Annotated in this window: 1 pseudogene; it reads right to left on the bottom strand. The window is 72.5% G+C overall.

What is annotated here, in order from left to right:
- Nucleotides 1-304, bottom strand: a pseudogene (locus ACEN88_RS34405) (arginase family protein); the annotation flags it as partial.
- Nucleotides 305-414: the final 110 nt, after the last annotated feature.

Genomic DNA, 414 nt, shown 5'->3' with positions numbered 1-414 from the left:
CCCCCAGCAGGATCGAGCAATCGCCGCCGATGACGAACGCGAATTCGCCGCGCGCACCGGCCGCCGCCACGTGGTCGGCCAGGGCCAGGTTGAAGTCGCGCATCGCGTGGCCATTGCGCAGCCGCGTGCCGGGATCGGCCCCGGGCTTCCAGGACGGCCGCGGCATGACGATGGGAGCGCCGCCGCCCACGGCGTCCAGCAGGCCGGCTTCGATCAAGGCGGCGGGTGCGCGCCATGTGCCGGGTTCGTGGCCGGGGCGCAGGGGGCGGAGTCCGAGATTCGAGGGGGCCGCAATGACGATCATGGCGCGCCATGCAGGAAGGAGTCCGGGGTCGCGTCGGCGAACTGGCGGAACGCGTGGATGAGATGCGACTGGTCGTAGTAGCCGCAATCGCCCGCGAGGCGCGCCCAGTC

The organism is Massilia sp. CT11-108 (assembly GCF_047302915.1).
GTDB classification, from domain to species: Bacteria; Pseudomonadota; Gammaproteobacteria; order Burkholderiales; family Burkholderiaceae_D; genus Telluria; species Telluria orientalis.
Note: the sequence above shows the minus strand (reverse complement) of the source record. Positions and strands in the feature narration are given on the sequence as shown.